At 63.7% G+C, this 24158-nt stretch carries 21 protein-coding genes; 1 reads left to right on the forward strand and 20 read right to left on the reverse strand.

Features of this window, described 5'->3' with window-relative positions; all coding sequences use genetic code 11:
* The first annotated feature begins 22 nt into the window (after positions 1 to 22).
* A complete protein-coding gene (dxs, locus tag ACCQ01_RS13710; RefSeq protein WP_228432284.1) occupies positions 23 to 1939 on the forward strand; it encodes a 1-deoxy-D-xylulose-5-phosphate synthase in 1917 nt (638 codons plus the stop codon).
* A 324-nt stretch (positions 1940 to 2263) separates the two neighbouring features.
* Here dxs and ACCQ01_RS13715 read toward each other — a convergent pair whose 3' ends face one another.
* The 20 genes from ACCQ01_RS13715 to ACCQ01_RS13810 all read right to left on the reverse strand — a co-directional run bounded on the left by ACCQ01_RS13715 (position 2264) and on the right by ACCQ01_RS13810 (position 24029).
* On the reverse strand, positions 2264 to 3520 hold the full coding sequence (locus tag ACCQ01_RS13715; RefSeq protein WP_228432285.1) for a glycosyltransferase: 1257 nt from the start codon (positions 3518 to 3520) through the stop codon (positions 2264 to 2266).
* Positions 3505 to 4119 (reverse strand): hypothetical protein, encoded by a 615-nt coding sequence (locus ACCQ01_RS13720; RefSeq protein WP_228432287.1) that lies wholly within the window; start codon positions 4117 to 4119, stop codon positions 3505 to 3507. The genes ACCQ01_RS13715 and ACCQ01_RS13720 overlap by 16 nt, the downstream gene beginning before the upstream one ends.
* A complete protein-coding gene (locus ACCQ01_RS13725) occupies positions 4097 to 5245 on the reverse strand; it encodes a glycosyltransferase family 21 protein (protein ID WP_228432289.1) in 1149 nt (382 codons plus the stop codon). Before ACCQ01_RS13725 ends, ACCQ01_RS13720 begins: the two co-directional genes overlap by 23 nt.
* Complete coding sequence (locus ACCQ01_RS13730; protein ID WP_228432291.1) at positions 5236 to 6195, reverse strand: NAD-dependent epimerase/dehydratase family protein; 960 nt, start codon at positions 6193 to 6195, stop codon at positions 5236 to 5238. Before ACCQ01_RS13730 ends, ACCQ01_RS13725 begins: the two co-directional genes overlap by 10 nt.
* Positions 6192 to 7040 (reverse strand): MBL fold metallo-hydrolase, encoded by an 849-nt coding sequence (locus ACCQ01_RS13735; protein ID WP_228432293.1) that lies wholly within the window; start codon positions 7038 to 7040, stop codon positions 6192 to 6194. The genes ACCQ01_RS13730 and ACCQ01_RS13735 overlap by 4 nt, the downstream gene beginning before the upstream one ends.
* The gene (locus ACCQ01_RS13740; protein ID WP_228432295.1) at positions 7040 to 8071 is read right to left on the reverse strand and encodes a 3-oxoacyl-[acyl-carrier-protein] synthase III C-terminal domain-containing protein; all 1032 of its coding nucleotides are present in this window, start codon (positions 8069 to 8071) and stop codon (positions 7040 to 7042) included. The genes ACCQ01_RS13735 and ACCQ01_RS13740 overlap by 1 nt, the downstream gene beginning before the upstream one ends.
* 335 nt (positions 8072 to 8406) lie before the next feature.
* On the reverse strand, positions 8407 to 9432 hold the full coding sequence (locus ACCQ01_RS13745) for a TraB/GumN family protein (RefSeq protein ID WP_228432340.1): 1026 nt from the start codon (positions 9430 to 9432) through the stop codon (positions 8407 to 8409).
* Positions 9433 to 9488: 56 nt separating this feature from the next.
* Positions 9489 to 9986: a cupin domain-containing protein gene (locus ACCQ01_RS13750; RefSeq protein WP_228432297.1), complete on the reverse strand. Its 498-nt coding sequence runs from the start codon at positions 9984 to 9986 to the stop codon at positions 9489 to 9491.
* A gap of 34 nt (positions 9987 to 10020) precedes the next feature.
* Complete coding sequence (locus ACCQ01_RS13755; RefSeq protein ID WP_011037584.1) at positions 10021 to 10812, reverse strand: WecB/TagA/CpsF family glycosyltransferase; 792 nt, start codon at positions 10810 to 10812, stop codon at positions 10021 to 10023.
* Between the two features lie 7 nt (positions 10813 to 10819).
* Complete coding sequence (locus ACCQ01_RS13760; RefSeq protein ID WP_228432299.1) at positions 10820 to 11614, reverse strand: polysaccharide pyruvyl transferase family protein; 795 nt, start codon at positions 11612 to 11614, stop codon at positions 10820 to 10822.
* A gap of 40 nt (positions 11615 to 11654) precedes the next feature.
* Complete coding sequence (locus tag ACCQ01_RS13765; RefSeq protein ID WP_228432301.1) at positions 11655 to 12857, reverse strand: GumK N-terminal domain-containing glycosyltransferase; 1203 nt, start codon at positions 12855 to 12857, stop codon at positions 11655 to 11657.
* Positions 12858 to 12921: 64 nt separating this feature from the next.
* Complete coding sequence (locus tag ACCQ01_RS13770; protein ID WP_228432303.1) at positions 12922 to 14400, reverse strand: lipopolysaccharide biosynthesis protein; 1479 nt, start codon at positions 14398 to 14400, stop codon at positions 12922 to 12924.
* 17 nt (positions 14401 to 14417) lie between these two features.
* On the reverse strand, positions 14418 to 15467 hold the full coding sequence (locus ACCQ01_RS13775; protein ID WP_228432305.1) for a glycosyltransferase: 1050 nt from the start codon (positions 15465 to 15467) through the stop codon (positions 14418 to 14420).
* Positions 15464 to 16606 (reverse strand): glycosyltransferase family 4 protein, encoded by a 1143-nt coding sequence (locus ACCQ01_RS13780; protein ID WP_228432306.1) that lies wholly within the window; start codon positions 16604 to 16606, stop codon positions 15464 to 15466. The genes ACCQ01_RS13775 and ACCQ01_RS13780 overlap by 4 nt, the downstream gene beginning before the upstream one ends.
* Before the next feature lie 67 nt (positions 16607 to 16673).
* Positions 16674 to 17744 (reverse strand): acyltransferase family protein, encoded by a 1071-nt coding sequence (locus ACCQ01_RS13785; protein ID WP_228432308.1) that lies wholly within the window; start codon positions 17742 to 17744, stop codon positions 16674 to 16676.
* The gene (locus ACCQ01_RS13790) at positions 17741 to 18796 is read right to left on the reverse strand and encodes an acyltransferase family protein (RefSeq protein ID WP_228432342.1); all 1056 of its coding nucleotides are present in this window, start codon (positions 18794 to 18796) and stop codon (positions 17741 to 17743) included. Before ACCQ01_RS13790 ends, ACCQ01_RS13785 begins: the two co-directional genes overlap by 4 nt.
* A 35-nt stretch (positions 18797 to 18831) precedes the next feature.
* The gene (locus tag ACCQ01_RS13795; protein WP_228432310.1) at positions 18832 to 20118 is read right to left on the reverse strand and encodes a polysaccharide biosynthesis protein GumE; all 1287 of its coding nucleotides are present in this window, start codon (positions 20116 to 20118) and stop codon (positions 18832 to 18834) included.
* A 94-nt stretch (positions 20119 to 20212) separates the two neighbouring features.
* Entirely contained in the window at positions 20213 to 21667 is a 1455-nt protein-coding gene (locus tag ACCQ01_RS13800) for an undecaprenyl-phosphate glucose phosphotransferase (RefSeq protein WP_228432312.1), read from the reverse strand.
* Between the two features lie 242 nt (positions 21668 to 21909).
* Positions 21910 to 23349, reverse strand: coding sequence for a GumC family protein (locus ACCQ01_RS13805; RefSeq protein WP_029628930.1), 1440 nt, complete (start codon positions 23347 to 23349; stop codon positions 21910 to 21912).
* Positions 23331 to 24029, reverse strand: a complete 699-nt coding sequence (locus ACCQ01_RS13810) for a polysaccharide biosynthesis/export family protein (RefSeq protein ID WP_029216900.1) — start codon at positions 24027 to 24029, stop codon at positions 23331 to 23333. Before ACCQ01_RS13810 ends, ACCQ01_RS13805 begins: the two co-directional genes overlap by 19 nt.
* Between the last annotated feature and the right edge of the window lie 129 nt (positions 24030 to 24158).

Consider the following 24158-nt stretch of genomic DNA (forward strand, 5'->3'; position numbering starts at 1 on the left):
GCTTCAGCACATTGACACGATGATGATCGACTCCACCCGCTATCCGCGCCTGTCGCGCATCCAGACTCCCGACGATCTGCGTACCTTCGAGGAGGCCGACCTCACCGCGGTCGCCGACGAACTGCGTGCCTACCTGATCGAATCGGTGGGCAAGAGCGGCGGACATTTCGCCGCGGGTCTGGGGGTGATCGAACTCACCGTCGCCCTGCACTACCTCTACCAGACGCCGGTCGACCAACTGGTGTGGGACGTGGGTCATCAGACCTACCCGCACAAGATCCTGACCGGGCGCCGCGACCAGATCCACACGGTCAAGCAGAAGGACGGCGTGGCGCCGTTCCCCAAGCGCGAGGAGAGCGTGTACGACACCTTCGGTGTTGGGCATTCGTCGACCTCGATCTCCGCCGCGCTGGGCATGGCGATTGCCGCGCAGCGCAATGGCGACGACCGCAAGGTGGTGGCGGTGATCGGCGATGGCGCGATGACCGCCGGCATGGTCTACGAGGCGCTCAACCACGCCGGTGGCATGGACCCGGAACCCAACCTGCTGGTGATCCTCAACGACAACCGCATGTCGATTTCCGAGGCAGTGGGCGGGCTGACCAAGATGCTCGGCCGTGCCAGCGGCAGCCGCACGCTCAACGCGATCCGCGAGGGCGGCAAGAAGATCCTCGGCGACAAGAAGAACAACCCCACCGCGCGCTTCGTGCGCCGCTGGGAAGAACACTGGAAAGGCATGTTCGTGCCGTCCACGTTGTTCGAGGAAATGGGCTTCCACTACACAGGCCCGATCGATGGCCACGACCTGCCCAGCCTGGTCGGCGCGCTGAAGACCTTGAAGACCTTGAAGGGTCCGCAGCTGCTGCACGTGATCACCACCAAGGGCAAGGGCTACGAGCTCGCCGAAGGCGACCAGATTGGTTACCACGCGGTCGGCCCGTTCGACCCGAGCAAGGGCCTGGTGGCCAAGGGCGGCGCCAAGAAACCGACCTACACCGATGTCTTCAGCGACTGGGTGTGCGACATGGCGGCAGCCGATCCCAAGATGCTGGTGATCACCCCGGCGATGCGCGAAGGCTCCGGCCTGGTGCGCTTCAGCAAGGAATATCCGCAGCGCTATTTCGATGTGGCGATTGCCGAGCAACACGCGGTCACCCTGGCCGCCGGCATGGCAACGCAAGGCGCCAAGCCGGTGGTGGCAATTTATTCGACCTTCCTGCAGCGCGGTTACGACCAGCTGGTGCACGACGTGGCGGTGCAGAAACTGGACGTGCTGTTCGCGATCGATCGCGGCGGCGTGGTCGGCCCGGACGGCGCCACCCACGCCGGCAACCTGGACCTGAGCTTCCTGCGCTGCGTACCGCACATGGTGGTGATGGCGCCGGCCGATGAGGCCGAGTGCCGCCAGATGCTCACCACCGGCCTGCGCTATGAGGGCCCGGCAGCGGTGCGCTATCCGCGTGGCACCGGCCCCGGCACCGCACTGGATGCTTCCTTGACCACCCTGACGATCGGCAAGGCGCAGCTGCGTCACAGCGGCGCACGCATCGCGCTGCTCGGCTTCGGCGCCACGGTGGACGCCGCTGAAGCGGTGGGCCGCGAGTTGGGCTTGACCGTGGTGAACATGCGTTTCGTCAAACCACTCGACAAGGCGATGCTGCTGGAGCTGGCCAAGAGCCACGAAGGCTTTGTCACCATCGAAGACAACGTGGTGGCCGGCGGCGCAGGCTCGGGCGTCTCCGAGCTGCTCAATGCCGAAGGCGTGCTGATGCCGATGCTGCATCTGGGCCTGCCGGACAGCTTCCAGCACCACGCCAGCCGCGAAGACCTGCTCGCCGAGGCCGGTATCGACCAGGCCGGCATCCGCGCCGCCGTGCTCAAGCGCTGGCCGCAGCTGATGGCGAAGGGCCAGCACGCGCTGAATGCAGCGGCAGGCTGAGGCCTGCTGTGCTGCATGGCGTGAGTAGCGCAGGCTGAGGCCTGCTGTGTTGCATGACGTAGCGCAGGCTGAGGCTTGCTTATTGAGTGGCGTCGTTGGCAACCACCGGCTGAGTCCTCTTTGGCCATACCGCGCGTTTGATGCACTGAGTGGCTAGCAATGCGATCCGATGTTGCAGGCCTGACCGCTGGTGACCAGATGCAGCAAGCAGTACCTAGTTGCGACGGGCGCACGTAAGCCAATTGGCAACTGACGCGAGTGCTCTGTAAGCGCCGCGTCCTCGATCTCGAATCGTGCAGCACTGCTTTGGTATTCACCACCATGCTAAAGCGTGGGCACTTTCCCGTTGCACGCAAAGGCTTCCACCAACTGCAGCAGCGGTGCCTGCGCATTGATCTCCCGCAATTGCGCCTGCAGCCGGTTCACGCCTGGCAACACGGCGTCGCCGTTCAACGCTTGCTGCAATAACGCAGGCAAGCCGCCCAGATCGCGCAACCACCACGCGGCACCGGCTGCCCGCAGCCGTCCCGCGTGGTCGAACTGGTCGTAGTCCAGCGGGTAGACGATCGACGGCAGCCCCGCCGCCAGGCACGCGTACAGAATGCCTGCGCCACCGTGGTGCACCACCAACGCGTAGCGATGCAGATGCTGTGCGTAATCGACATACGGCAGGCAGTGATAATTGCCCTGCGCTGGCTGCGGCGGCAGCGCGGTATCGCCCGCACTGAAATGGAACACCACGTCCGGGAACTGCGGCGCCAAGGCGCGTAGGTCCGCGTCCATGCGTTGCTTGACCCATTGCAGATGCGTGCCCAACGTCACCAGGACGTGGCGGCGCCCGTCGATGAACCTGGGCGGCGGTACGTCATTGGGCGGCGTGCACAACTGCGGCCCGACGAAGCGCACCGCGGCAGGCCAGCGCTGCGCAAATTCAAACGACGGCAGGCCCAGCGCGAGCACGCAGTGCGGCGAATACACCGCCTCGCTGCCATCCGCGCGGTACAACGCGGACAACCCGGCCGCACGCATCTGCTGCCGGTAACAGCGATGCAGGGTGCGCTTGAAGCCACGCGTCAGGCGGCGCGCGATGGCGTGCCAGATCCGTTGCGGCCCGCTACTCGCGGGCAGCAGGCCGCCGAAATACGCTGGCGGGCCATCGGCGGTTTCCAGCACGCAAGGAGACGGCAGGCTGGTCCACCAGGCAATGCCCATGGCCTGCGCCGCCAACCCGGCGCTGGGCACGGTGAAGTCGGCAATCACCAGCTCCGGCCTGCGTCCGCGGTAGTGCTGTTGCAGGGCCTCACCCAGCCGCACCATCAGGCCCAGAGCGGCGTGCAATTGGCGGCGCAGCCGCAGTGGATTGTGGCCGACCGCATGCGGCGGATTGGCGATCTGCGCCAGCAGCTGGTCGGCCTGCGCATCCAGCACGCTGATGCCGTGCAGGCCGCATGCAGCGATGCGCGTCATTGCCGCAGGCGTACTGATCACGCGCACGTCGTGCTGGGCCGTCAGTTGGCGCGCGATCGCCAGAATCGGATGCAGGTGCCCGCTGTACGGCGGCGCGATCAGATCGATGCGCATGTCTGCCCTCGCCGCCCGGCCTGCTCCACTGCGCTCGCGAACGCCTTGCAGGCCGCGCGCACCGTGCTGTCGCGCAGATAGTCCATGTGCCCGCACGCGGGCTGCATGTCCACCGGCCCGCGATACAGCGCGCGCGAGATCCAGTCGCGGCGCCCCTGCACGATGCATTGCCGCTCGAACGGTGCGAACGCATTCGCAACTGGCCCGTAGGCGAACACCGCAACGCGCGCACGCAGTGGCGCCGGCAGGTGCAACGCCGCCAATAGCTGCAGGCCGCAGCTGCCGACCAGCAGCAGCGTGAGCGGCACTGGCTCCAGTTGCGTGATGACTGCTGCGCGCTCAGGCGGCGCCACCGGGCCACTGCGCGCGGCCAGATACTGCCGCGCGTTGGCCGCACTCGCCCGCCAGAGCGGAACGCTACGATGCGCAGCGTCATCCGCGCGATAGGGATAGTTGCAGTCCAACAGGCGTCTGCCGTGCCCGCGCAATTGCTGCAAAAACAGGCGCTGCTCCTCGCTCAGCGCGCAGCGCCCCGGATCGCTTTGCCCGGTGAGGAAGGCGATCTGCAGCAGCGGCTCACTGCGCACGAAACCGCCCATCCGGCAGCACGCGGTAGCGACGGGTACGCCAGCGAATCGTGCGCACCAGTGCGGCATGCAGCAGGTGCAATGGCTGCAGGCACTCGGCCGCCAGCGACAGCAGTGGCCGGTGCCGGCTCTCGCCGGTGGTGCGCCACTGCAAAAGGCACAGCACCGCGGCACGCACGGTGAGCAGGCCAGCCACCGCTGCAAACGACAGGGCTCCGGGTTGCAGGCATGCCGAGAGCAGCGTGGCGATCAACAACCACGGTGGCAGCCCATGCAGCGCGCCGATCGCCAGCTTCACGGCCGGGCGCTGGCGGCGCAGCAACAACAGCGCGAACAACATCCAGCGATGCATCTGCCGCACGTAGCTGGCCAAATCGGGCAGCGCAGTGCGCATCGCCACCGGCGCGGTGGACTGCCAGAGCCCCCCCCCTTGCGCACGTACATGGGCGGCGAAGGCCAGATCGTCGGTCAGCTGGTCCAGCAATGGCGCAAATCCGCCCCAGGCCTGCAGTTGCTGCGTGCGCCCGGCATAGCACATGCCATTGATCGTGAGAGGCGCCGCCCATGGCAGCCACCCCAGATACGTGAGCGCGGCATTGTTGTTGACGAACTGCGCCAGCAGCCGCCCTGCCAGCGTGCTCCCATCCTGGTAGTACGGCAGCGCGGTCACCAGATCGGCATGCGCCAGGTCGTGCAGCAAGTGCGCCAGCGCAGCGCTGCCTAGCTGCGCATCGTCGTCCAGGATCAAGGTGATGGGTGCCTCTACGTGCGGCAGTGCGTGGTGCAGCTTCCAGGCCTTGGGATTGATGCCGGGCGGTGCGGGCGGCACTGTGATGCGTGCGATCCGCACGCCAGGATGCTGTGCGACCAGGGTTGCTGCAGCAGCGTTGCCCGCTGCGTCGTCGGCATCCAGCAACCAGACGAACTGGGCGTGCGGCAGCGCCTGCAGGTTGGCGGCGAGCACCTGCTGCAGATGCGCATCGCCGCCGAGAATGGGTTGCAGGATCGCCACCTCCGCCTGCGTTCCCGCTGGCGCCTGCACTGCGGCGCAGCGCTGCACAATCCACAACGCACCCAGCGCACGCAGCATCAGCACGGCGAGATAGGCCAACGCCAGCAGCAGCGTGGTTACACCCACTGCGCTGCCTGCCAACGCACGAAGGCGTCGATGCCTTCGTCCAGACCAACGCTGGGCGTGCCCAGGTCGGCCAGCGTGCGGCGCGGGTCGAAGGTCTTGGAGTACGCAAACACACCCACGCCGAAGCGCGTGATCGGCGGCTCGCCACGCAGGCGCAGCAACCGGTAGGCGCCCTCCACCACACTGGCCATCCGTAACGCCGTGCTGATACGCACCTGCCGCTGCGGCAACGGCAACTGCAGGCGCGCCAGAACATCCAGCAGCAGCTGCTGCAGATCGACCGGCTGCGCATTGGTGAGGTTGTACGACGGTTGCAGTTGCGGCGCGACGGCGGCGCGGTACAGGTAGTCGCAGAGCGCATCGATGTAGATCAGATCGCCGATCACCGGCTGGCTCTGGCCGACAAACCGCGGCAACGCTCCTTTGCGGGCGGCAGCAATCACACGCGGAAACAGCACGGTGTCGCCAGGGCCAAACACTGCGCGCGGACGCAGGATGCTTTTCTGGCCCGCGTACCCATCCAGCAGCGTCTCGCCGAGGTATTTGGTCTGCGCGTAGGTGTTGACGAAGCGCGGCCCGATCGGGCTGTCTTCGCTGAGCCCGTACTGATGTTCTTCGCGGTAGAACACCGAGCTCGATGACACGTACAGCAAACGCGGATTGCCGTTGCGGGCACAGAAGTCGATGACATTCGCGGTGGCTTGCACATTGTGCAGCTCGAATTGCGCGCGAGTGCCCCAGGGAGACGCCAGTGCCGCCGCATGAATCACCACATCCGGCTGCCAATCGAGCGTAAACGGCTGGCTCAGGTCGATGCGATGGTAGTTGGGCAACGCGCAGGCGCGGCGGCCGATGCCGTGGATGTCCAACCCTGGCTGGCCCTGGAAGCGCCGCAGAAAGGCGCCGCCCACAAAGCCCGATGCGCCGGTGACAAGAATACGCAGGCTCATCGCCACTCCGGTTGATAACGGTCCAGACTGGGCTGGCAATGCGATGGCAGGATCGCCAGCTCTGGATGCGCCTGCACCAAGTTATGCAGCACGCGCACGGTGCGCTGGAACGCGGACCAGTCATGCATCAGCAGGCGCGTGGGCCACGCCGGCCACGCCAAGCTTGCAAAGGTGGCCGACGACCACACCGCGTCGGCGCACAGCAACACTTCGCGATCGTGCTGGTCGCGCAACCACAGCCCCATCTGCCCGGGCACATGCCCGGGCAAGGCCACCGCCATCACGCTGCCATCGGCGAACAGGTCGTAGCCCACGCCCAGGCCCTTCCACGCACCACCGAGTGCGCGCTGCGGCGCCTGCTCGGCAAACTGCACGCGCTGCGCGAAGTCGTCTGGCAGCAGTTGCGGCAGCAGTGCACGCCGCAGGCCGCCCAGACGCGAGGCCGCGCGCAGCTGTGCATAGTCGGCGTGCAGGCAGATGAAGCGCGCAGTGGGCAGATCGCGCAGACCGCCGACATGGTCGGCGTGGAAGTGCGAGATCAGGCACCAGCCAATGTCGTCGAGCGCCAGATCACGGCGCGCCAGCTGCGCCTGCAGATGCTCCTGGGCGGGCAAAGTCACCGGCGTGGTCCAGCGATACAGCCGCTCCGGCAACGGATCGGTTGCACGGAAGAAGTGCTCTGCATAGCCGGTGTCATAGAGCAGCGCACCGCGTTGCGGATGCCGGATCAGCACACTCAACGCGGGGAATTCCACTGCATGCCAATGCCCGTCCGCGCGCACCATGCGTTCGCAGTGGCGGCAATGCCCGATGCGCAACAACTCGACCGAGACCCGCGTCGCCATCAGTACCTCAACACCATGCCGCCGATCGACAGGCCGGCACCGGTGCCGAGCATCGCGAATAGTTCGCCGCGCTGCAGCTGCTGCGTGACCCTGGCCTGATGCAGCGCGTGCGGCAGCGATGCCGCCACCTGGTTGCCATGTGCGTGCAGGATGCGCACCACCTGCTCCGGGCGCAGGCCGAGTGCCTGCACCACATGATCCAGGCCGCCACCGGAGGCCTGGTGCGGGATCAGGCAGCGCAGTGCGGTGGTCTCGGCGCCGGCGTCGCGTAGCAGATGCTCCCAGAACGCCGGCAGGTGGCGCGCCGCAAAGCGATACGCACCGCGCCCATCCATGGTGAACACCCGCGTGGCTTCGGGCGTGGTGTCTTCGCCACGCGGATAGCGGCTGCCGCCACCGCGGATGCGGCACAGCTCGGCACCGCTGCCGTAGCTGGCCAGGCGGCTGGACAGCAGCGCCGAGTCTTCGTCCGGCGCGCTGCGCGCCACCACCACGGCGGCAGCGCCATCGCCGAACAAGCCGGCGGCCGATGGCACCGCCGCATCCAGCCCGCCCGACGCCACTTCGCTGGAGACGATGAGCACGCGGCGATAGCGGCCCAGGGCCAGCGCGTTTGCGGCCATGTCCAATGCGACCAGAAAGCTCAGGCAGGTGGCGTTGACATCGAATGCCGGGATGCCGGAGTCACCCAGCCCCAGGGCACGCTGGATCAGCACTGCCTGGCACGGGATCGGCTGTTCCATCACGCTGCAGGCGGAGATCAGGCAGTCGATCTCACCGCTCTCGATACCAGCGCTGACCAAGGCCGCTTGCGCGGCGGCGGCGCCCATGGACGAGGCCGTTTCGCCCTCGCCCGCGTAGTGGCGCGAGGCGACGCCCAGCCTCGCGAACGTGGTTCCCGGCGGCAACTGCCAGCGTGCGTCCAGTTCTTGCGACGTCACTTCCGTGGCGGGAACGTGGCACCCGGTGCCCAGGATGCGCAGCGGCAATGCGTTCAACAGATCCGCCTCGTTGGTGAAGGCGCGCAGCATACCGTGGCCGGCCAGGCAGACCCAGCTGCCTGCGCAATGTTGGCGCAGTTGCGGCTGGCTTGCACGGCGAGCACGGCGCTATCCGTAGCGATGGGATGGGGATGGCGGCATTTGGTGCGGGTCGAGACTGGCATCGCGCACCTGGCATCGCAGGCGCATGCATGGCGAGCCAGGGCAGACGTTGGGCGCGCTGCAGTTTTCGCAATAACGTCCGACCCCGGGGTGACACTGAATCGCGCGCGACCCTCTCCTTTCGTCACTGCGGGCAGCATGCGTTCGATACACCGGTCCAAGCGCACATCAGACCGCGCCAGTCACGCAACCCCGCACCGCCGTCAGGGCGCCTCCACCTCATAGCCCAGCGCACGCAAGCGCGCGGCATAGCCGTCGGAGGCGGTCAGCCGGCTGATCGGCAACACCGCAAAGGTGCTGCGGTTGCGCTGCAGTGCCTGCGTGGCGATCTCCAGCCAATGCTGGCGCAGCCGGCCTTCCAGATCGTTGATGCCGCGCTTCTTGGCCACGCCGGTGCTGGCCATCGCTCCCATGCACGCGGCTTGCGGGTCGGCACGCGGCAACTGCCGCAGCGTCTCGATGTCACCGACCGACCAGGCATTGGCACGCTCCACCATCGTGGGCAGGTCGCGTTCGACGGTCACCAGGATGCTGCGGAAGCAGGCAGTGTCGTCCATGCCGCCCGCGCGGAAATCCTTGATCGCCTGGCGCGGGTTGTCGATCTTGTATTCGAGCGTGGTCGAGGTCGGCCTGATGCCGGCACGTTTGGCAGCGCGCTCCACCACCGACCAGATCACCGGCGAGCGGGCCAGGCCAGAGCGTTTGAGCGCAGCCTGATACAACTCGCCGGCAGCCAGCATCGGCCGCTTGCGCTCCACGCCACGGTCGCGCCCCATGTAACGCGCCTTGGCAACGGTCCAGCGCGCATACAACTCAGGCGGCAGCACATCGCGCAGCTCACGCCCGTCTTCGTTCTTCATCGCCTTCATCGCGGCAGGCACCAGGGCCAATTTGCCGAACATGCCAACGTCGGCATCCACCTGCACCATAGGCGCCATCAGCACCTGCTGCGATTGGCCGATGATGGTTTCGACCTCGGTCGCTTGCCACTCCAGGTCTTTGGGCAATGGCGACAATGTGCCCAGGATCCACAGCACGTGGTCGCCCTTGCTGACCTTCCACAGGCCGGGGCCGGGTTGCTGCCCGCGCACCACCATGGCTTCCAGATCGACCACCGTTGGCGGCGCTGCCGGCGCCTGTACAGCCGCCTCGACGGCACACGCCAGCATCGGTGCAAACAACGACACCAACGCGATTCCTGCCCGCCACACCGCCCCCCTGCGCTGCATCACGTACCGCCTCCCGGTTGGAACGCGGACACTACGCGAACGGGGGCCCGCACGCGTTAGGGAAGCGTTGGCGGCTCTGGCGCGGCGCCTTCGGCAACCAACGCGGCCAGCTGCGCCGACAGCGGCGAGCCGTCTTCGAGCAGCGCAAATCCTTCCCAGACAAACCCTGGCGAAACCGTGCAGCCCAGCAGGGTGAAGTCCCCCAGCGAGCGCGCCGCCTGCCAGCAGCCGGCCGGCACCACGTGCATGGCATCGCCACGCTCTGCGGCGTCCAGCACTTCGCGCCGCAACTGCCCGCTTGCTTCGTCGAAGATCAGCAACTCCAGCGGCGCACCTTGCTGCCAGTGCCAGCACTCCTCGGCATCCACCCGATGCCAGTGACTGGCTTCGCCTGCGCACAACAGGAAGCGGATGGCGGTCAGCGCCGGACGCGGCGGCGCACCGCTGTCATCCAGCACCTGGCGTGTCGACGCGTAGACGCGTCGGTAGTGGCCGCCCTCCGGATGCGGGGCAAGGTCCAATGTTCGAATCAGCGCGGCGGCGGTTGGATGCATGCCCGCATGCTAAGCCACACGCCGCCGCCGTGCATCACGCCAGCTGTTTGCCCGCACGCAGGCAGGTGCGGAAGAACACCAGCAGATCCCAGCTGTAGCGCTTGAGCAACCGGCGCGGCTCGTTGAGCAGCCGGTACATCCATTCCATATGCAAACGGCGCACCCAGTTGGGCGCGCGCTTGGCAGTGCCGGAGAGAAAATCCAGCAAGGCGCCCACGCCGAACACCAGCGGCACCTGCAAGGCCTCGCTGTGGTCCAGGATCCACCGCTCCTGCAACGGGTTGCCGAAGGCCACCAACAGCACGTCGGCGCCGGAGCGATTGATGCGCTCGGCAAGGCCCTCGCCCGCCGCCGCAAATTCGCCATACCCATCGCACATGCCAACGACCTGCTGGCCCAGCGTTCCGGTCAAGGTCGCTGCGGCGGTCTTGCCCACACCCGGGCGGCCGCCAAGCAGAAAGAACTTGAGCGGCTGCGCGGCCTCGCGGCAGAGGTACGGAATCAGGTCGGTGCCGTTGAGATTGCCGGCGAATCGGCGGCCATGGATCAGGCGCGCCGCCAGATCCATGCCGATCCCATCGTTGACGATGCGCACTGCCGGCGCCTGCATGCGCGCGCGCAGTGCCTGGCACTGCACGATGAAATTGGTATTGGCGAAGAACACTCGGCGCGGTTGGTGCGCGGCCAGCGCATGGAACAGATCCAGCGCGAAGGCTTCCTGCGTGGTCGACAACACCGGGAAGCCGCCCAGCGGAATCACCACCCCTTGCGCAGGTGTCGCTGGACTCACCGTTGCCGTCTCCACACCTGCTGGCTGGCCATGCATTGTCGTTTCACCACAAATCGTAAGGGAACGCAGCCAGCAATCCTGCCTGCAAGCGTTCAAGATCGAAACTGCCGTTACCGCCCAATTCCATGCATTCTTCCACGCTGTGGCCAGCATGCCATTGCATGCGCCCGGTGCCATGGTAGTAGTCGTCGTACTTGAAACGGTCTTCGCCGTTGCCCCAGTCCAGATACACCGCCGGGATGCCATACGCTTCGGCCAGGATCAGGCCATGCAGCGAACTGCTGATGACAAATTCCGCACCCAGCAGCGCACTCATGAAGGTGGCCGGCTTGACGTTGGGAAACACCAGATGCTCGGCGTAGGCGCTGTACTTCTCAACCGGCTCGTTGAAGTGCGGCACGATCGCGAACGGGCGCTTGGCCACCGGGCCCAGGGCGTCGGCGGGGAAAAACATCGGGGTCAGCAATCCCGGGTCTCCGTAGACCTCAGGCACTGCGATGCCACGTTCCAGCAAAAACGCGCGGGTCTTGGGACCGCGTACCGCGCGTACGTCCAGCGTGCTGAACGTATTGCGATCGGCCGGAATCTTGCCGTTGATACCGCTTCCCCACACGGTGTCGCCATCTTTAGCGAAATGCAGCACCGACCCGGTTGCGATCAGCTTCTGGCGCAAATCGCGTTTTTCCAGAAGTGTCTTGTCCTGCAACGCCAACACGCACGACACGATCACCTTCGACAGGTGATCCCCCATGTTCACGCCACCGTTTTTGGGCTGCCACCAGAACAATGCGCGACGTTCCGCGCGTTCCACCCATTTCTGCAGTAAAGCGTTGGCCATGATAGGGATCCTCCTTCAAACGTGATCAAAAAGCGCCGCCTCAATGTGAGAGCGCTGCCTCCGAAGAGAACTGCGGCGCGGCGGTGGGGGGTTGCGGATAAAGACGGGTTTCTGGATACGCCCGCGGATCGAGCACGCGGTCGGTGGTGTCGGACCAGTTGAGACACTGGCGGTAACGTACACGCGGTGCTTCCAGTGCCTGGGTAATGGCGGCAATCACCGAATCGGCATTGCCTGGCGTGTACCCGAAGCGCGATTTGTACGGCCCCACCACAGCATTCGGGCACACCGCCGGCAAGCCGAAAAAGTCGTATTGCAGCAATTTCATCGAGCTGTCTGCCAGATACACCGGCACCTGCTCAGACGCGTAAGGCGCAATGCCAAAACGTGCGTGCTTGATATAGCCAATCGTCTGCGCGTGCTTCATTTCGCCATAGACAATGACATTGTCGCCGTAGCCCGGATGGCGGCCCATCCCGGAGCCGATCACATGGAAGGTCACTTGCGGAAAGGCCTTGCTGGCAACGACGAAAAATTCAGGATCAAACAGCATCGACCCGACCGCAACTGCATGGATGCCTTCGGCATACGGCGACGGGTCGCCGAGCTGATCGAGGTTGTGGTCCACGCCGTGGCCTACATGGAAGACGTTGTCGCGGCTCGCTACTTCTGCGGCCATCGCGGGCGACACCAAGGCAATGACGTCCAGCGTCGGAGCCACGCGGTCGAACTCGCGCTCGATGTAAGACGCCACATTGATGGTACTCAGCCCATCCGACGCGCGATAGACCAGTTTGGCAGCCGGATTGACCCGCTTGGCAAGCTCGATGAATGCGACTGCGATCCCGCTTTCAAACACGATGACATCGGACTCGCGCATCCAGTCCAGCAACTGCTTTGGCGGATGCGCGGCATACCAGCGGAACATGGCATCTTCCACAGGACGTAGCCAGCTCCGGCGTGTATTGAATGGATGCACCGTCGTGCGCCACAGGTAACAGTCCACACCGTTGTGCGAGACCACGGCATTTGCGGTGTCATCCAGCGGCAGGCGCATATCTCCCTTCATGCGGGAGAGTCTGCTGTATCGCAACGAAAAAAAACGCGTCGTGCCACGCAAAGCCAACTGATCGGTGATGAAATGGATGTTAGCCCGACGTGGCGTGCGGAAATCGTGAGCAGACAAGACCAGATAGCAGGGACGGCGAATGCCGGAAGCTGGAGCTGCGGGAGAGACGCTCATAGGCCGTGTCCTTTGCAAGAGTGGGAAGTTTCGAAGTCCAACATTCCAGTAAAGCAGAGCAGTGTCATCGGCGCGCCTTCGCCTGCGTGAGCAGCTTGCGGATATTGACGATAGCGACCACGTCACGCCGGAATCCCGGCCATGCCAATGCGAGCAGACAGACCAGCGCCATCGCGCCGGCGCCGACCAGCAGCTGCTGCCACAATGGACCACCGACAGTGACCGATGCGTAATAAGCGCAGCCGCCGGCGATACCGTAGGCCACCAGCGCACGCATGGCATTGACGAACAACGCACCGACCGGTGCGTCCGTGATCTTGCCGACCCAGACCAGCGACAGCGGCCAGATCAACAGCAGGCCGAATGAGTAGCCGATCGCCACGCCCATGGCACCCCAGCGGGAGCCAACAAAAATGCAGGCGATGAGCAGGATGCGACCGACCAACGAATACACCAACTGCTCGCGCATCAACCCCTTCGACAGGAACACCCAGTAGGTTGCGTACGAAGCCGTCTGGAAGATACCGCCCAGCGTCAACACCTGAAACAGCGGCACCGCTTCCCGCCACTGCTCACCCAGCACCAGGACGATGAGCGGCATGGCCAGTGCACAGGCAAACGCGAATAGCGCAAAGATCAAATGCAACATGACCGTTTGGCCGCGCAACAGAAAAGCGCTGTAGCGCTCGCGCTCATCCTGCAATTGCGACAACACCGGCAGCGCCACACTAGTCGCAGGCGCATTGATCTGATTCAACGGCATCATCAACAGCTGAAACGCGCGGTTGTACAGACCCAGCGCGTCGGGCCCGGTTCTCCAGCCGATGATCACCTGGCCGACGTTGCGGCTCGCATAGCCGAGCAGCTGCGCCGCCATCAGGTTCCAGCCAAAGCTCATGAAATCGCGCATCGGCGCCTGCCGTGCGTACCCGCGCGGCAACCAGCGTGCACACGCGCCGGCGATGATCAGGTTCACGATGGCCTGCACCACCTGCTGCACGATCAACGCCCAGTAGCCCCAGCCGGCCAAGGCGGCCGCAACTGCAGCACCCAACCCCAACACCTGCGAACCCACATCGCTCAGCGCTACCTGACCGAAGCGCAGCCCCCGACTGAGGTGTGCGCGGTATTGGGTGGTCATCCCGTTGAGCAGGAAGGTCACCGCCAATGCCTGCGAAATCGTCACCAATGCGGGCTCGTGATAAAAGTCCGCAATCCAGTGCGCGGTGGCGAACACCACCACCGACAGCATCAGACCGATGCCGCTATTGATCCAGAACAGGTTGTCGCGTTGCTCGCGGCTGACATGTTTCGCCTGGACGGCGGCTGCGGAGAGACCGAAGTCGCGCAGGATTTCGGCGGCCCCCACGATGGCCGTCACCATGGCCATCAAGCCATAGTCGTACGGCGTCAACAAACGTGCCAGCAGCACGATGCCGCCGAACTGCACGATCATCTTGGCCGACTGCCCGATCATGGTCACGGCGGCGGCGCCGGCGGCACGCGACCCGAGGCTGCGCGGCGGCGGTGTTGGGGAAGTCATGGTCGATGTCTCTGCGGTCACAGCGCGGCGTCTCCATCCTTGCCGAGCGCTTCCAGGTAGGTGCGATAGTGCAATTGCCCGATCCGTGGCCAATCACGTTGTGAAAGATCCGGCGCCGGGCCACGCGGCGCGGCGCGCACCTGATCGAGCATGCCGCTCAACAACGCCGCATCGAACTCGCCTTCGTAGAGAAACACCCAACCCGGACCCACCTCTTCGGCGATCGCGGCGTTCGATTCGCTCCACGGCGCCAGCACGGGCCGTGCCAGCGACAACGCCAGCAGCAAGGTGCCGGAGTTGTGCATCTGCTTGTATGGCAGCACCACCAGTTCGCAGGCACTGACCTCGTGCGCGAGCACCGGCTCTTCGACATAGGCCAGCAGTGCGCTGATACGTGCATCCTGCGCGCAGGCGGTTTCGACCAGCGTGCGCATCTGCGGCGTCGCCGGGTTGCCGACGATGCGCAGGCTCAGGCGCGGGTCCTGCACATCGCGCATGACGTCGAGCAACACCTCAACGCCCTTGTACGGCCGGATCAATCCAAAATGCAGCAGCCGACCAGGCACCGTGGTGCCCTGCTCCATCGTCGCGAACCAGTCGCGGTAATGGCCGTGCAGGATGGTGTCGGTGAACGGCGGCCGCACCGGTGTGGTGGCGTTGATGCGGATCCAGCGCCGCGTGAGCTGATCGATCCAGCGCAGCAGCGCGCGCTCGCGCCAGCCGCGGTCTTCATGCGGCGCCAGATTGTGCAAGGTGCGCACCACCGGCGTGCCGGTCAGCTGCAACTTCATCAGTAGCAAGGCCGCGCAGGCCTGCTTGGCCAGCGTGCCCATCTTGCTGGGATGGCGCAGCAGATATTCCGGCCAGTGCAGATGCAAGACGTCGTAGCGCGACAACAACGCATCGCGCATCGAAAAAAAGCGCGGCTGCACCGCGTCAGGCAACGCATCGTAGAGCTGGGTGAGATACGGGTTAGTGTTGGCGTTTGGCTTTTCGGTGGAAAACAGCACCGTGATCCGGGGCGCCGCAGCAGCCCGCGTCACTGGCAGAGAAGCAGACGCGCTCATCGCACGGCCTCCTGCGTACGTGGTGTTCCCAGCGCAGCGTGGTACTCGTCGATATAACGCCCCACCACGTGCCGCCAGTCGTAGCGCGCCACATACGCCATGGTCGCCGTGCGGCGCGCATCGAAATCCGCATCGGCCTGCAGCGCCAATGCTTGCACGCTGTCGGCGGCGGCCTGAATCCTGTCGCGATTGACGATCGCACCCTGGCCGGACTCGGTGGCAAGCCGCACGAACGGCGGAATGTCGCTGAGAATCGGGATCAACCCCGCGCTCATCGCTTCCACCGCCGCAATCCCAAACCCCTCATGCCGCGACAGGCACACGAAAAACTGCGCCTGCTGCATCAACGCGCACAACTGCTGCTGCGATGGCGACATGCTCAGCTGCACCTTGTCCTGCAAACCGCGTTCGGCGATGGCCTTGCGCAGATCCGCCTCATTCAAATCGTACTCGCGCCCGGCGATGATCAAGCGCCACAGCGGATCACGCGTGAGCGCAGCCTGCAGCAACTCAAGCGTTTCGATCAGGCCCTTGTTGACCGACCAACGCCCGAAATAGAGCATGGTCCGTCCCGGCGCTCGAGCGCCCTGCCCTGCATACTTTTCGACGTCGACACCGTTCTCGATCACCCGCAAGCGCGACGGCGCGACCACCTTGGCGAACAGGTCGCCGTCATTCTCGCTAGTGGCGATCACGCGCGCATAGGCCAGCGCAGAAGTACGCGTAAACGTCTGAAACCAGATCTGCTTCATACGCGACGCATAGGCGGTATGGAAAAACCCGCCATGCGTCGAGACCACCATCGGCTTGCCGTGCAGCGGCTTGGTCAACGCCAGGTAGTCGTAGAAAAAATCGATGCCATGCAGGTGCACCACGTCCGCCGAACGGATCGCCCCCAGCACCGAAGGCGCAATCGGGTACCGCGATGAACCACGATAGCCGATGCGAGTGATCGGCAACCCCTGATGGACCTCGTGCTGCGCCAGTTGCGCGGAGGGATCGGTGAACACACGATCCAACGTCACGATCTCAACCGTGTCGGCACTGTTGGCCTGATGCTGACGTGCCACGTTCAGCACGACTTCCTCCATCCCCCCGATCGACGGATGGAACTGGCGGACCACATGCACGACTTTCATTGCGCCGATCTCCTTTGCCGGTGACTCACACGAACACGCCACATCGACTGATGATTCTGAAAATGTCTCACTTGCGTTTCAATCCCAACATCCAGGGCGCGGCGCGCACCAGCACGGCACGCATGGGAATGCAGGCAGCGATGGCAAAGGCGCAGAGAGCCAGCGCCCAGACAGGTGTACCGATGAGTTGGCGATCGATCACCCCGGTTCGCACCACGACACTGGTCACGACCAGAAACACCAACGTGTGCGTGCCAAGGATCAGCAGCGTATTGGCGCCGATCCAACGCAGCCAGCGCCATCCCTGCATGAAGTAGGCAATGCACAGCGTCATTGCTGTACCCAGCAGGCTTGCGATCAGGAACAGGACCGACGATTTTCCGAATTGAAGATGATTGACATCCACCTGCCCGTTCATGGCTGCAACGCCTCCCCAGGCCACTGCCAGGACAGGCAGCGCGACAGCCCAAACCAACGCGGGAAGCGAACGCACTCTCTCTGCGAAGCGTGACAGCCATGCGCCGACTGCAATGAAGAACAGCGCGACCGGCAGCACATCCAGTGCAAACGGAAGGCGCAGCCGCAGCCCTGGGAACCAACGCGTCCACGCCCACACAACCAGCAAGCTGCAGACCGCGAGCACTGCGGCGCTCAGGTCTTCGCGCAGTGCAAGGTAGACAACGGTGGCGACAAACAGTGCGGGGAGAAACCACAAGGCAGGGAGCACATACAAGCTGGATCCATTGGCCCACAGCAATCCAACAAACGGATGCCACCATGGGTGGCCAGCCCAGGACTGGGAGGTGCCATTGAGCACTGCGCTGAGTACCCAGTACGCGTACGCCACCAGAAAGAAGCTGACGTAGGGAATCAGCAGCGTGCGTGCAAGCTTGCCCGCCGTCTCCCGGCCAAATGCACGACGCCCGAAGCGTTCACCGACCCAGCCGGAAAGAACGAAAAACAGAGGCACATGGAAGCTGTAGGCAAACAGCTTGTAGGCAGGTGGCATGCCACTGGCGTGCCCCAGCGCGACCAGAATGATTGCCAGCGCTTTGGCCACATCGATCTGCCAGTCGCGCTCCGCGACAGGTGAGGCGATTGTGTCGACGCGACCGGCAGTGATTGCAGCCGTCGTCATGCCGACACCGGACGTGCACCCAAGGTCCAGGGGGCAAAACGCATCAGAAACCAGCGCAGCGGAACGCTGGCGACCAGCGCAAAGAGCGTCACGAAGATGGCCCAACCAAGGCCTGGGCGCGCCCCACCGAACCCACCCGCCAAGGCCGCAACACCTGACAGCACAAAGAAGACCAGCATGTGCGTGCACAGGATCAGCAAGGTATTGCGCCCGATCCACTGCAGCCATGCCCATTCCTGCACCAGGCGCGCCGCGCAGATCACCATCAACGAACCCGCCACTGCACTCAACAGGAATACGGCATGCTGCCTCCCGAATTCCAGCATGTTGACATCGATGCGTCCGTTGACCCCGGCCAGCCAGGCAACCAATGCTGCCAGCACTACGGTGACCAACGCGCTACCAGGCAAGGAGGTTGGAAGATGCAGCGACACGTGGACCAGCAGCGCGCCCAATGCGTAGAAGCACAGCGACACCGGTAGCACATCCAGGCCCCAGAACAATCGGATGTGCTGGAGCGGAAACCAGTTCATCCAGAACCAGGCGAGAACAACTGCGACAGCCGCAATGACCAGTGGCGGCATCCAGCGCCGCAACACAACGTAGCCAATCACGGTGACCAGCATCACCGGCAGGAACCACAGCGGCGGCTGTACATACAGATCCGGGCCGACGCCGGTAAACATCGACACGATCGGCTCCCACCACGGGTGGCTCCCCCAACGTGCAGCTTTCTCGCCGATGTTGCGCGTCAACAGCCAGTACGCATATCCAAGCAGATAGAACACGACATAGGGCAGCAACAAACCACGTGCCTGCTTGGTGATTGTCTGCAGCAGGCTGGTTGTGCGCGAGGCATAACCGGCAGCCAGCCAACCCGACACGAGGAAGAAAAGCGGAACGTGAAAGCTGTAGGCAAACAGGGTCATGCCGTGCGGCACGCCTTTGGCGTGGCAGAACACCACCAGCAATATCGCGATCGCCTTGGTCGCATCGATACGTGGATCGCGGCTACGGCCGCTCGCCAAGACACGCGCGCCGGCAGCCTGCACAGGTGTCGACGTCCCCGATGCCCCTGTCACCGAATTCACCGCGGCGCTCCTGCGGGCAATGGCACATCCACGCCGCTGTCCGTTGGATCTTCCTTGCTTGCGTCGCGCACCGGCACGGCTGACGCTGCTGGCATCAAGTGCCACATGCAGCCGCAGACAAACCACCACAGCGCCGAGGTCTTGATCGAGAAATAGCCGTTAGACACCAACAGGCTCAGTGCAAAGGCAAACATCGCCTGGTTCTTGAACAGCTGCCCTTCCTTGCTCGGCATCAGCAGGAGGAATGAATAAGACAGCAGGAACGCCAGCACGCCGACGATCGATTGCGATGCGATGAAGTAGGAGATGCCGCTGTCGAAATACCGGTAGGCCTGCGCAAAATCCAGGCCCATCCACGACTCGAATGACAGATTGTTCATCGAGTTCACGGTGAAGAAAATGCGCCCCATCGTCGTGTCCTGGTAGGCCGTAATCCCGGTCATCCACACCAGCAGCCAGGCAGAGGCGATCACCAACAGGAACAACAGGAACGCCAACCGCTGATCCATCCGTTTCAATAACGGCGACAGCAGCACCATCAGCACGCAGGTGCCGGCAGCAAGTCGGCCGTCGGATGCCACAATCATGAAGCCGATCAGTCCGATAGACAGAATCAGCATCGACAGCCGCATCCAGCGCCAGAACGTCAATACGATCGCGGTGAAGAAGCAGATGTAATTGCCCATCGTCACCGGCTCGATGAACCAGGACGAGGCGCGTGGCAGGTTCGAACCTGGGAGGAAGTTGCGCTCACCTGGTCGTGTGGCACTGACAAACAGATTGCTGTCCTCGTTCCAGAACCCTTCTGCACTCATGCCGCGCGCATTGACGAAGAAGCTCTTCGGGTTGACCAGATCGCCATAAGCCGAGGGCATCGCCAACTCGAACGCAGCGACCAATGACACGATGATCGTCATGCGTAGGAACAGCTTGGGCAACGAGCCGGTGTAAGCAGACCCCAGCACGACAAATGCAAAGACCACCAGGGCATCGCGGAAAAACTTGGGGTCGATCTGCCAGTTGACCAGGAAACGCACGAACATCAGCGTCACGATCAAGCCGAGCCCGCCGAAGATCATCGCGATGCGCTGTCGGCTCATCGAGCCCAGTCCGAGCAGGAAGCAGGCGGCGTAGACCAGAAACTCCACCGCATACGTCACCACGGGACGCACGATGAATACATTGGCGTTGATCAACGCCAGCAGCAGGTTGTAGCCCACGCCGGTCAGCAGCGTCAGTTCGATCAGCGCGTTGTGCCAACGCACCCGCGTCTGCTCGCTCATTTGAATCAGCATGTCAGCGCCCGCGAGAGAAAGGCGGCTGCGATGCAGCCGCCCGCGGCGCAAGGTGCGCCAGGTCGCACACTCCCCACCGTCATCAGTACGCGGTCTTCTGTCCGAGCACGCGCACGGCCGTCAGCACGATGATGCGGATATCCAGCCACAGCGACCAACGACGGATGTAGTCAAGGTCGTACTGGATGCGCTTCTTCATCGTCCGCAGTTCCGGGGTCTCACCGCGGAAACCATTGACCTGCGCCCAACCGGTAATCCCCGGCTTGACGTAGTGACGCTGCATGTAATGGTTGATCAGCTTTTCATAGTGCGTGTTGTGCTGCGCAGCGTGCGGGCGCGGGCCCACGATCGACATGCTGCCACCCAAGACATTGAAGATCTGCGGCAGCTCGTCCAGGCTGCTGCGGCGCAGGAAGCTGCCGAAGCGCGTGATCCGCGTGTCGTTCTTGGTCGCCTGCTGAATCGTGGTGCCATGATCGTCATGCACTCGCATCGAGCGGAACTTGAACATGTAGAACTCGCGGCCACCCAGGCCGTGCCGGCGCTGGCGGAAGAACACCGGCCCGGGCGAGCTCATCTTCACGCCTACCGCGATGGCCAGCATCAGCGGCCACAGGCCCATCAGCGCAATCACCGCCAGGATCTTGTCCTGCAGCGCCTTGGCGACCACGAAGTAGTTATCACGATCCACGCCACCCTGACGCAGGTTGATCACCGGCACGCTGCCGATCTGCTCGGCGGACTGGTTCAACAGGCCGAAGTCGAACAGGTCGGGCACCAGCTTCACGTTAATCGGGTAGCGATCCAGACGCTGCAGCAGCTGCTTGATGTGGTCGCGCTCGCCGAGCGGCAACGAGATCCACACCTGCTCCACCTGGTTGTTCTTCAGGTACTCGATCAGCTCATCAGGATTACCCAGGCACGGCAGGCCCTGGCGCTGCTCGGTCACTGCCAGATCGTACGGCGTGCGGAAGTAGCCCACCAAGTTCATGCCGACCCACGGGTTACGGCTCAGGTAATGACTGATCTTCATCACTGGATGACGCAGACCGACCACCACCACGCGCTGGACATCCACACCCTGCGTACGCAGATGATTGAGGAAGCCACGCAGCAAGGTGCGTGCGGCCACCAGCGACACCAGGCCGCCTACGAACCACAGGCCAATCCAGCCACGCGACACCTGCTCACCCACCTGCACGATCAATGCATGCACCGCGAACAGCGCAAACACGCCGCCGAACGCACCGCCCAGCACCATCAGCTCACTCAGCAATCCACGGCCGCGCCAGCTGCGATACAGGGGGAATAACGCAAAGCAAATGACCGAGTACAACAACGTTGTCGCAATCGCGACCCGATAAGGCGCTGCGGGTACCCAAGTACCGAAAACGATGCGGTATGCGATCAGTCCGGACGCCACGACCATGGTCAGGTCGAACACGCGCAGGACCAGGTCGGCGGCTGCCGAATATTTGGACAACAATCGCGGCGAGGATGTCGTGTAAGTCGCGCTACTCAAGTCTGCCAAAAGCATGGGGATGTCCTCCAAACTCGATACGGCGCATGCGGGGGAACATACGAATCGCACGCGAGCTTTCAATCATCCTGTCGTCCGATCACCGCGGTAATACCTACCGACCCCAGACCGCACGACAGCCCTTTGTTTCAACAGAGACAAACCTTCAAACGAGGGAGCCCGCACCTTACGGGATCCCACCTTTTCCACGCTGAATCAGTTGTCACTTCAATTAACCATCGTTTTGCAACATCACGATGTCAGTTCAACCGCGACTCCGGAGCAGGACCACGCAGGAAGTAGCGAACCAGAGCCACAGCCACACCCAGGAATACGCCAAAGATCAGGCCCAACGCGAGGTTCAATTTGAGTTTCGGCGAAGTCTTAGACGTAGGCACGTCTGCGGTATCGACGATGGTCACGTTGTTGGCGCCCACGTTGCTCGCCACGCCGATTTCCTTGTAGCGCTGCAGGAGCGCATCGTAGAGCTGGCGGTTGGTGTCGACGTCGCGCTTGAGCATGTTGTAGCGGATGCTGCGGCTCTGCAGATCCAGCTCGTTAGTCCGCAGACCGGCGATGCGATCGTTGAGCAGCTGCTCCTGATGCACGGAGGCGTCGTAGGTCGCCTTCAGCGACTGGCGGATATTGATGACTTCGCCATTGATCTGACGACGCGACTCTTCGATCTGTGCCTTGAGGCGCTGCATCTCCGGGTAATCCGGCTTGAAGGTCGACAGTTTCTGCTGGTACTCGCTGGTCAGGCGCACCTGCTCGCTGCGCAGGCTCTGAATCAGCGGGCTGCTCAACACCTGCGGCAATGACATGCCATCGCCACTGGAAGCCTGCCGCCAAGCGGACTCGGCCTTGATCCGGGAGTCCTGTGCGGATGCCAGCAACGCATTGAGATCGGTCAGGTTCTGCGCAGGCAGCGAGGGCTTGTCGTCGCCAACCGACACGATCTGCTCTTCGGTCGAATACGAGACCAGATCCTTTTCAGAGTCTTCTACCTTCTCGCGCAACTGCTTCAGGCGCTCAGCCAGAAACTGCGTCGCAAACGAGGACGCCTTCATGCGGCGTTCCTGGGTGCTGACGATGAACACCTTTGGATACGTGTTGGCGATCTTGGCAGCCAGCACCGGGTCTGGCGAATCGTAATTGACGTACACCAGGCGCGAGTTGAGGATCGGCTCGACCACCAGCCCGGCGAGCAACGTATCGGTGAGGCTACGCTCGACGATCGCCTGCCGCGAATCGAGCGACTTACCCGCCTCGGGATTCTTTTCAGCGGCCTTGGCCAGCGCCTCGTCCACCTGTTCCTTGAACGCCGGCTCCTGATCGAGCTTGGCTTCCCGGATCACCGCACGCGCCAGCGAACGGCTCTGCAGCAACTGGTACTGGGTCTGGTAGAAATCGCGATCCTGCGGCGATTCCACCGGCATCAGGTTGTCGACGTTCACCACATTGAGCGAGTCACGCTCGATCTGCAGGGTGCTGGTGGCGCGGTACTTCTCGGGCATCAACATCGTGATGCCGAATGCCAGCAACAGCGCGCCGACGGCGATCAGAATGATCAGCCAGAGCTGCGAGACCAGGGCGCGCCAGTAGTCCATCAAGCCGACATCTGCCAGTTCCAGATGACCATGACGCTGCGACGAAGAGGAACGATTGTCGGAATTCATACTCATCGGTAAGCGCGCCACACCATCACCAAGGGGGTCAGTTCCAGCATGGTGCGCAACCACACGCGCGCATCCGAGCGATACACCACGACAATGTCGCCGCCATAAATCTCAGGATCCGGATTGGCCCCCTTCTCGATCTCGGTCAGGTCGAACCGCGCAATCATTTTTTGCCCGTTGACCATGCGGAACACGATCACGTTGCCGCGGCTTGCCACCGTGCTGACACCCTTGGCCTGCGCGATCGCCTGCTGCAAGGTGAGGTTGGCGCCGATCACCGGGTAGATGCCCGGCTCGTCTACCGCACCAGTGACCGTGACGCGGCGCCCGTTGGACTCCTGCACGAATACCGAAATCTGCGGCTGCTGCAGGTAGCCTGCGCGATACCGATCGGCGACCAGCTTTTCCAGTTCGCCAACGCCCAGACCGGCGGCCTTGACGTCGCCAATCAGCGGCAATGAGATGTGACCGTTCTGGTCGATGCGGACCTGCCGCTCCAGATCGTCGATCTGAAACACCTTCACCAGCAACAGATCGCCCGGTGCAAGACGGTATTCGGGCTGCACCGTGGACATTGCCAGCGGGTCTGGATGCGGCAGCGAAGACGCCATCTCCGGGCCGGTGCTGCAAGCGCCCAGCGACATCGAGCAGAGCAGAGCCAGGCTGAGGCCTTGGCAGAGTCGTCCGATCAGTTTCTTCATGCGTGTAGCTGGCTGCCTCTGTTGGGTGGGACAGGACCTCGCGCAGCATTCAACCGGCTCAGGCGCCAGCACGAACGTACGACAGGAAGTTGCATCCCGACACGTGCCGGGACCAACGTTGAATCGCGT

The organism is Xanthomonas sp. NCPPB 4037, from assembly GCF_041475695.2.
In the GTDB taxonomy this organism is placed as follows: domain Bacteria; phylum Pseudomonadota; class Gammaproteobacteria; order Xanthomonadales; family Xanthomonadaceae; genus Xanthomonas; species Xanthomonas campestris.

Bases quoted from the DNA above. Each gene is read 5' to 3' on its own strand.
- ACCQ01_RS13775 (WP_228432305.1), bottom strand. From the start codon at position 15,467: ATGAGCGCGTCTGCTTCTCTGCCAGTGACGCGGGCTGCTGCGGCGCCC.
- ACCQ01_RS13740 (WP_228432295.1), bottom strand. From the start codon at position 8,071: ATGCTGCGCGCCTTCACCAACGAGGCGGATCTGTTGAACGCATTGCCG.
- ACCQ01_RS13810 (WP_029216900.1), bottom strand. From the start codon at position 24,029: ATGAAGAAACTGATCGGACGACTCTGCCAAGGCCTCAGCCTGGCTCTG.
- ACCQ01_RS13760 (WP_228432299.1), bottom strand. From the start codon at position 11,614: ATGGCCAACGCTTTACTGCAGAAATGGGTGGAACGCGCGGAACGTCGC.
- ACCQ01_RS13735 (WP_228432293.1), bottom strand. From the start codon at position 7,040: ATGGCGACGCGGGTCTCGGTCGAGTTGTTGCGCATCGGGCATTGCCGC.
- ACCQ01_RS13770 (WP_228432303.1), bottom strand. From the start codon at position 14,400: ATGACTTCCCCAACACCGCCGCCGCGCAGCCTCGGGTCGCGTGCCGCC.
- ACCQ01_RS13800 (WP_228432312.1), bottom strand. From the start codon at position 21,667: ATGCTTTTGGCAGACTTGAGTAGCGCGACTTACACGACATCCTCGCCG.
- ACCQ01_RS13750 (WP_228432297.1), bottom strand. From the start codon at position 9,986: ATGCATCCAACCGCCGCCGCGCTGATTCGAACATTGGACCTTGCCCCG.
- ACCQ01_RS13720 (WP_228432287.1), bottom strand. From the start codon at position 4,119: ATGGGCGGTTTCGTGCGCAGTGAGCCGCTGCTGCAGATCGCCTTCCTC.
- dxs (WP_228432284.1), top strand. From the start codon at position 23: ATGATCGACTCCACCCGCTATCCGCGCCTGTCGCGCATCCAGACTCCC.
- ACCQ01_RS13780 (WP_228432306.1), bottom strand. From the start codon at position 16,606: ATGAAAGTCGTGCATGTGGTCCGCCAGTTCCATCCGTCGATCGGGGGG.
- ACCQ01_RS13765 (WP_228432301.1), bottom strand. From the start codon at position 12,857: ATGAGCGTCTCTCCCGCAGCTCCAGCTTCCGGCATTCGCCGTCCCTGC.
- ACCQ01_RS13785 (WP_228432308.1), bottom strand. From the start codon at position 17,744: ATGACGACGGCTGCAATCACTGCCGGTCGCGTCGACACAATCGCCTCA.
- ACCQ01_RS13745 (WP_228432340.1), bottom strand. From the start codon at position 9,432: ATGCAGCGCAGGGGGGCGGTGTGGCGGGCAGGAATCGCGTTGGTGTCG.
- ACCQ01_RS13795 (WP_228432310.1), bottom strand. From the start codon at position 20,118: ATGAGCGAGCAGACGCGGGTGCGTTGGCACAACGCGCTGATCGAACTG.
- ACCQ01_RS13730 (WP_228432291.1), bottom strand. From the start codon at position 6,195: ATGAGCCTGCGTATTCTTGTCACCGGCGCATCGGGCTTTGTGGGCGGC.
- ACCQ01_RS13715 (WP_228432285.1), bottom strand. From the start codon at position 3,520: ATGCGCATCGATCTGATCGCGCCGCCGTACAGCGGGCACCTGCATCCG.
- ACCQ01_RS13755 (WP_011037584.1), bottom strand. From the start codon at position 10,812: ATGCATGGCCAGCCAGCAGGTGTGGAGACGGCAACGGTGAGTCCAGCG.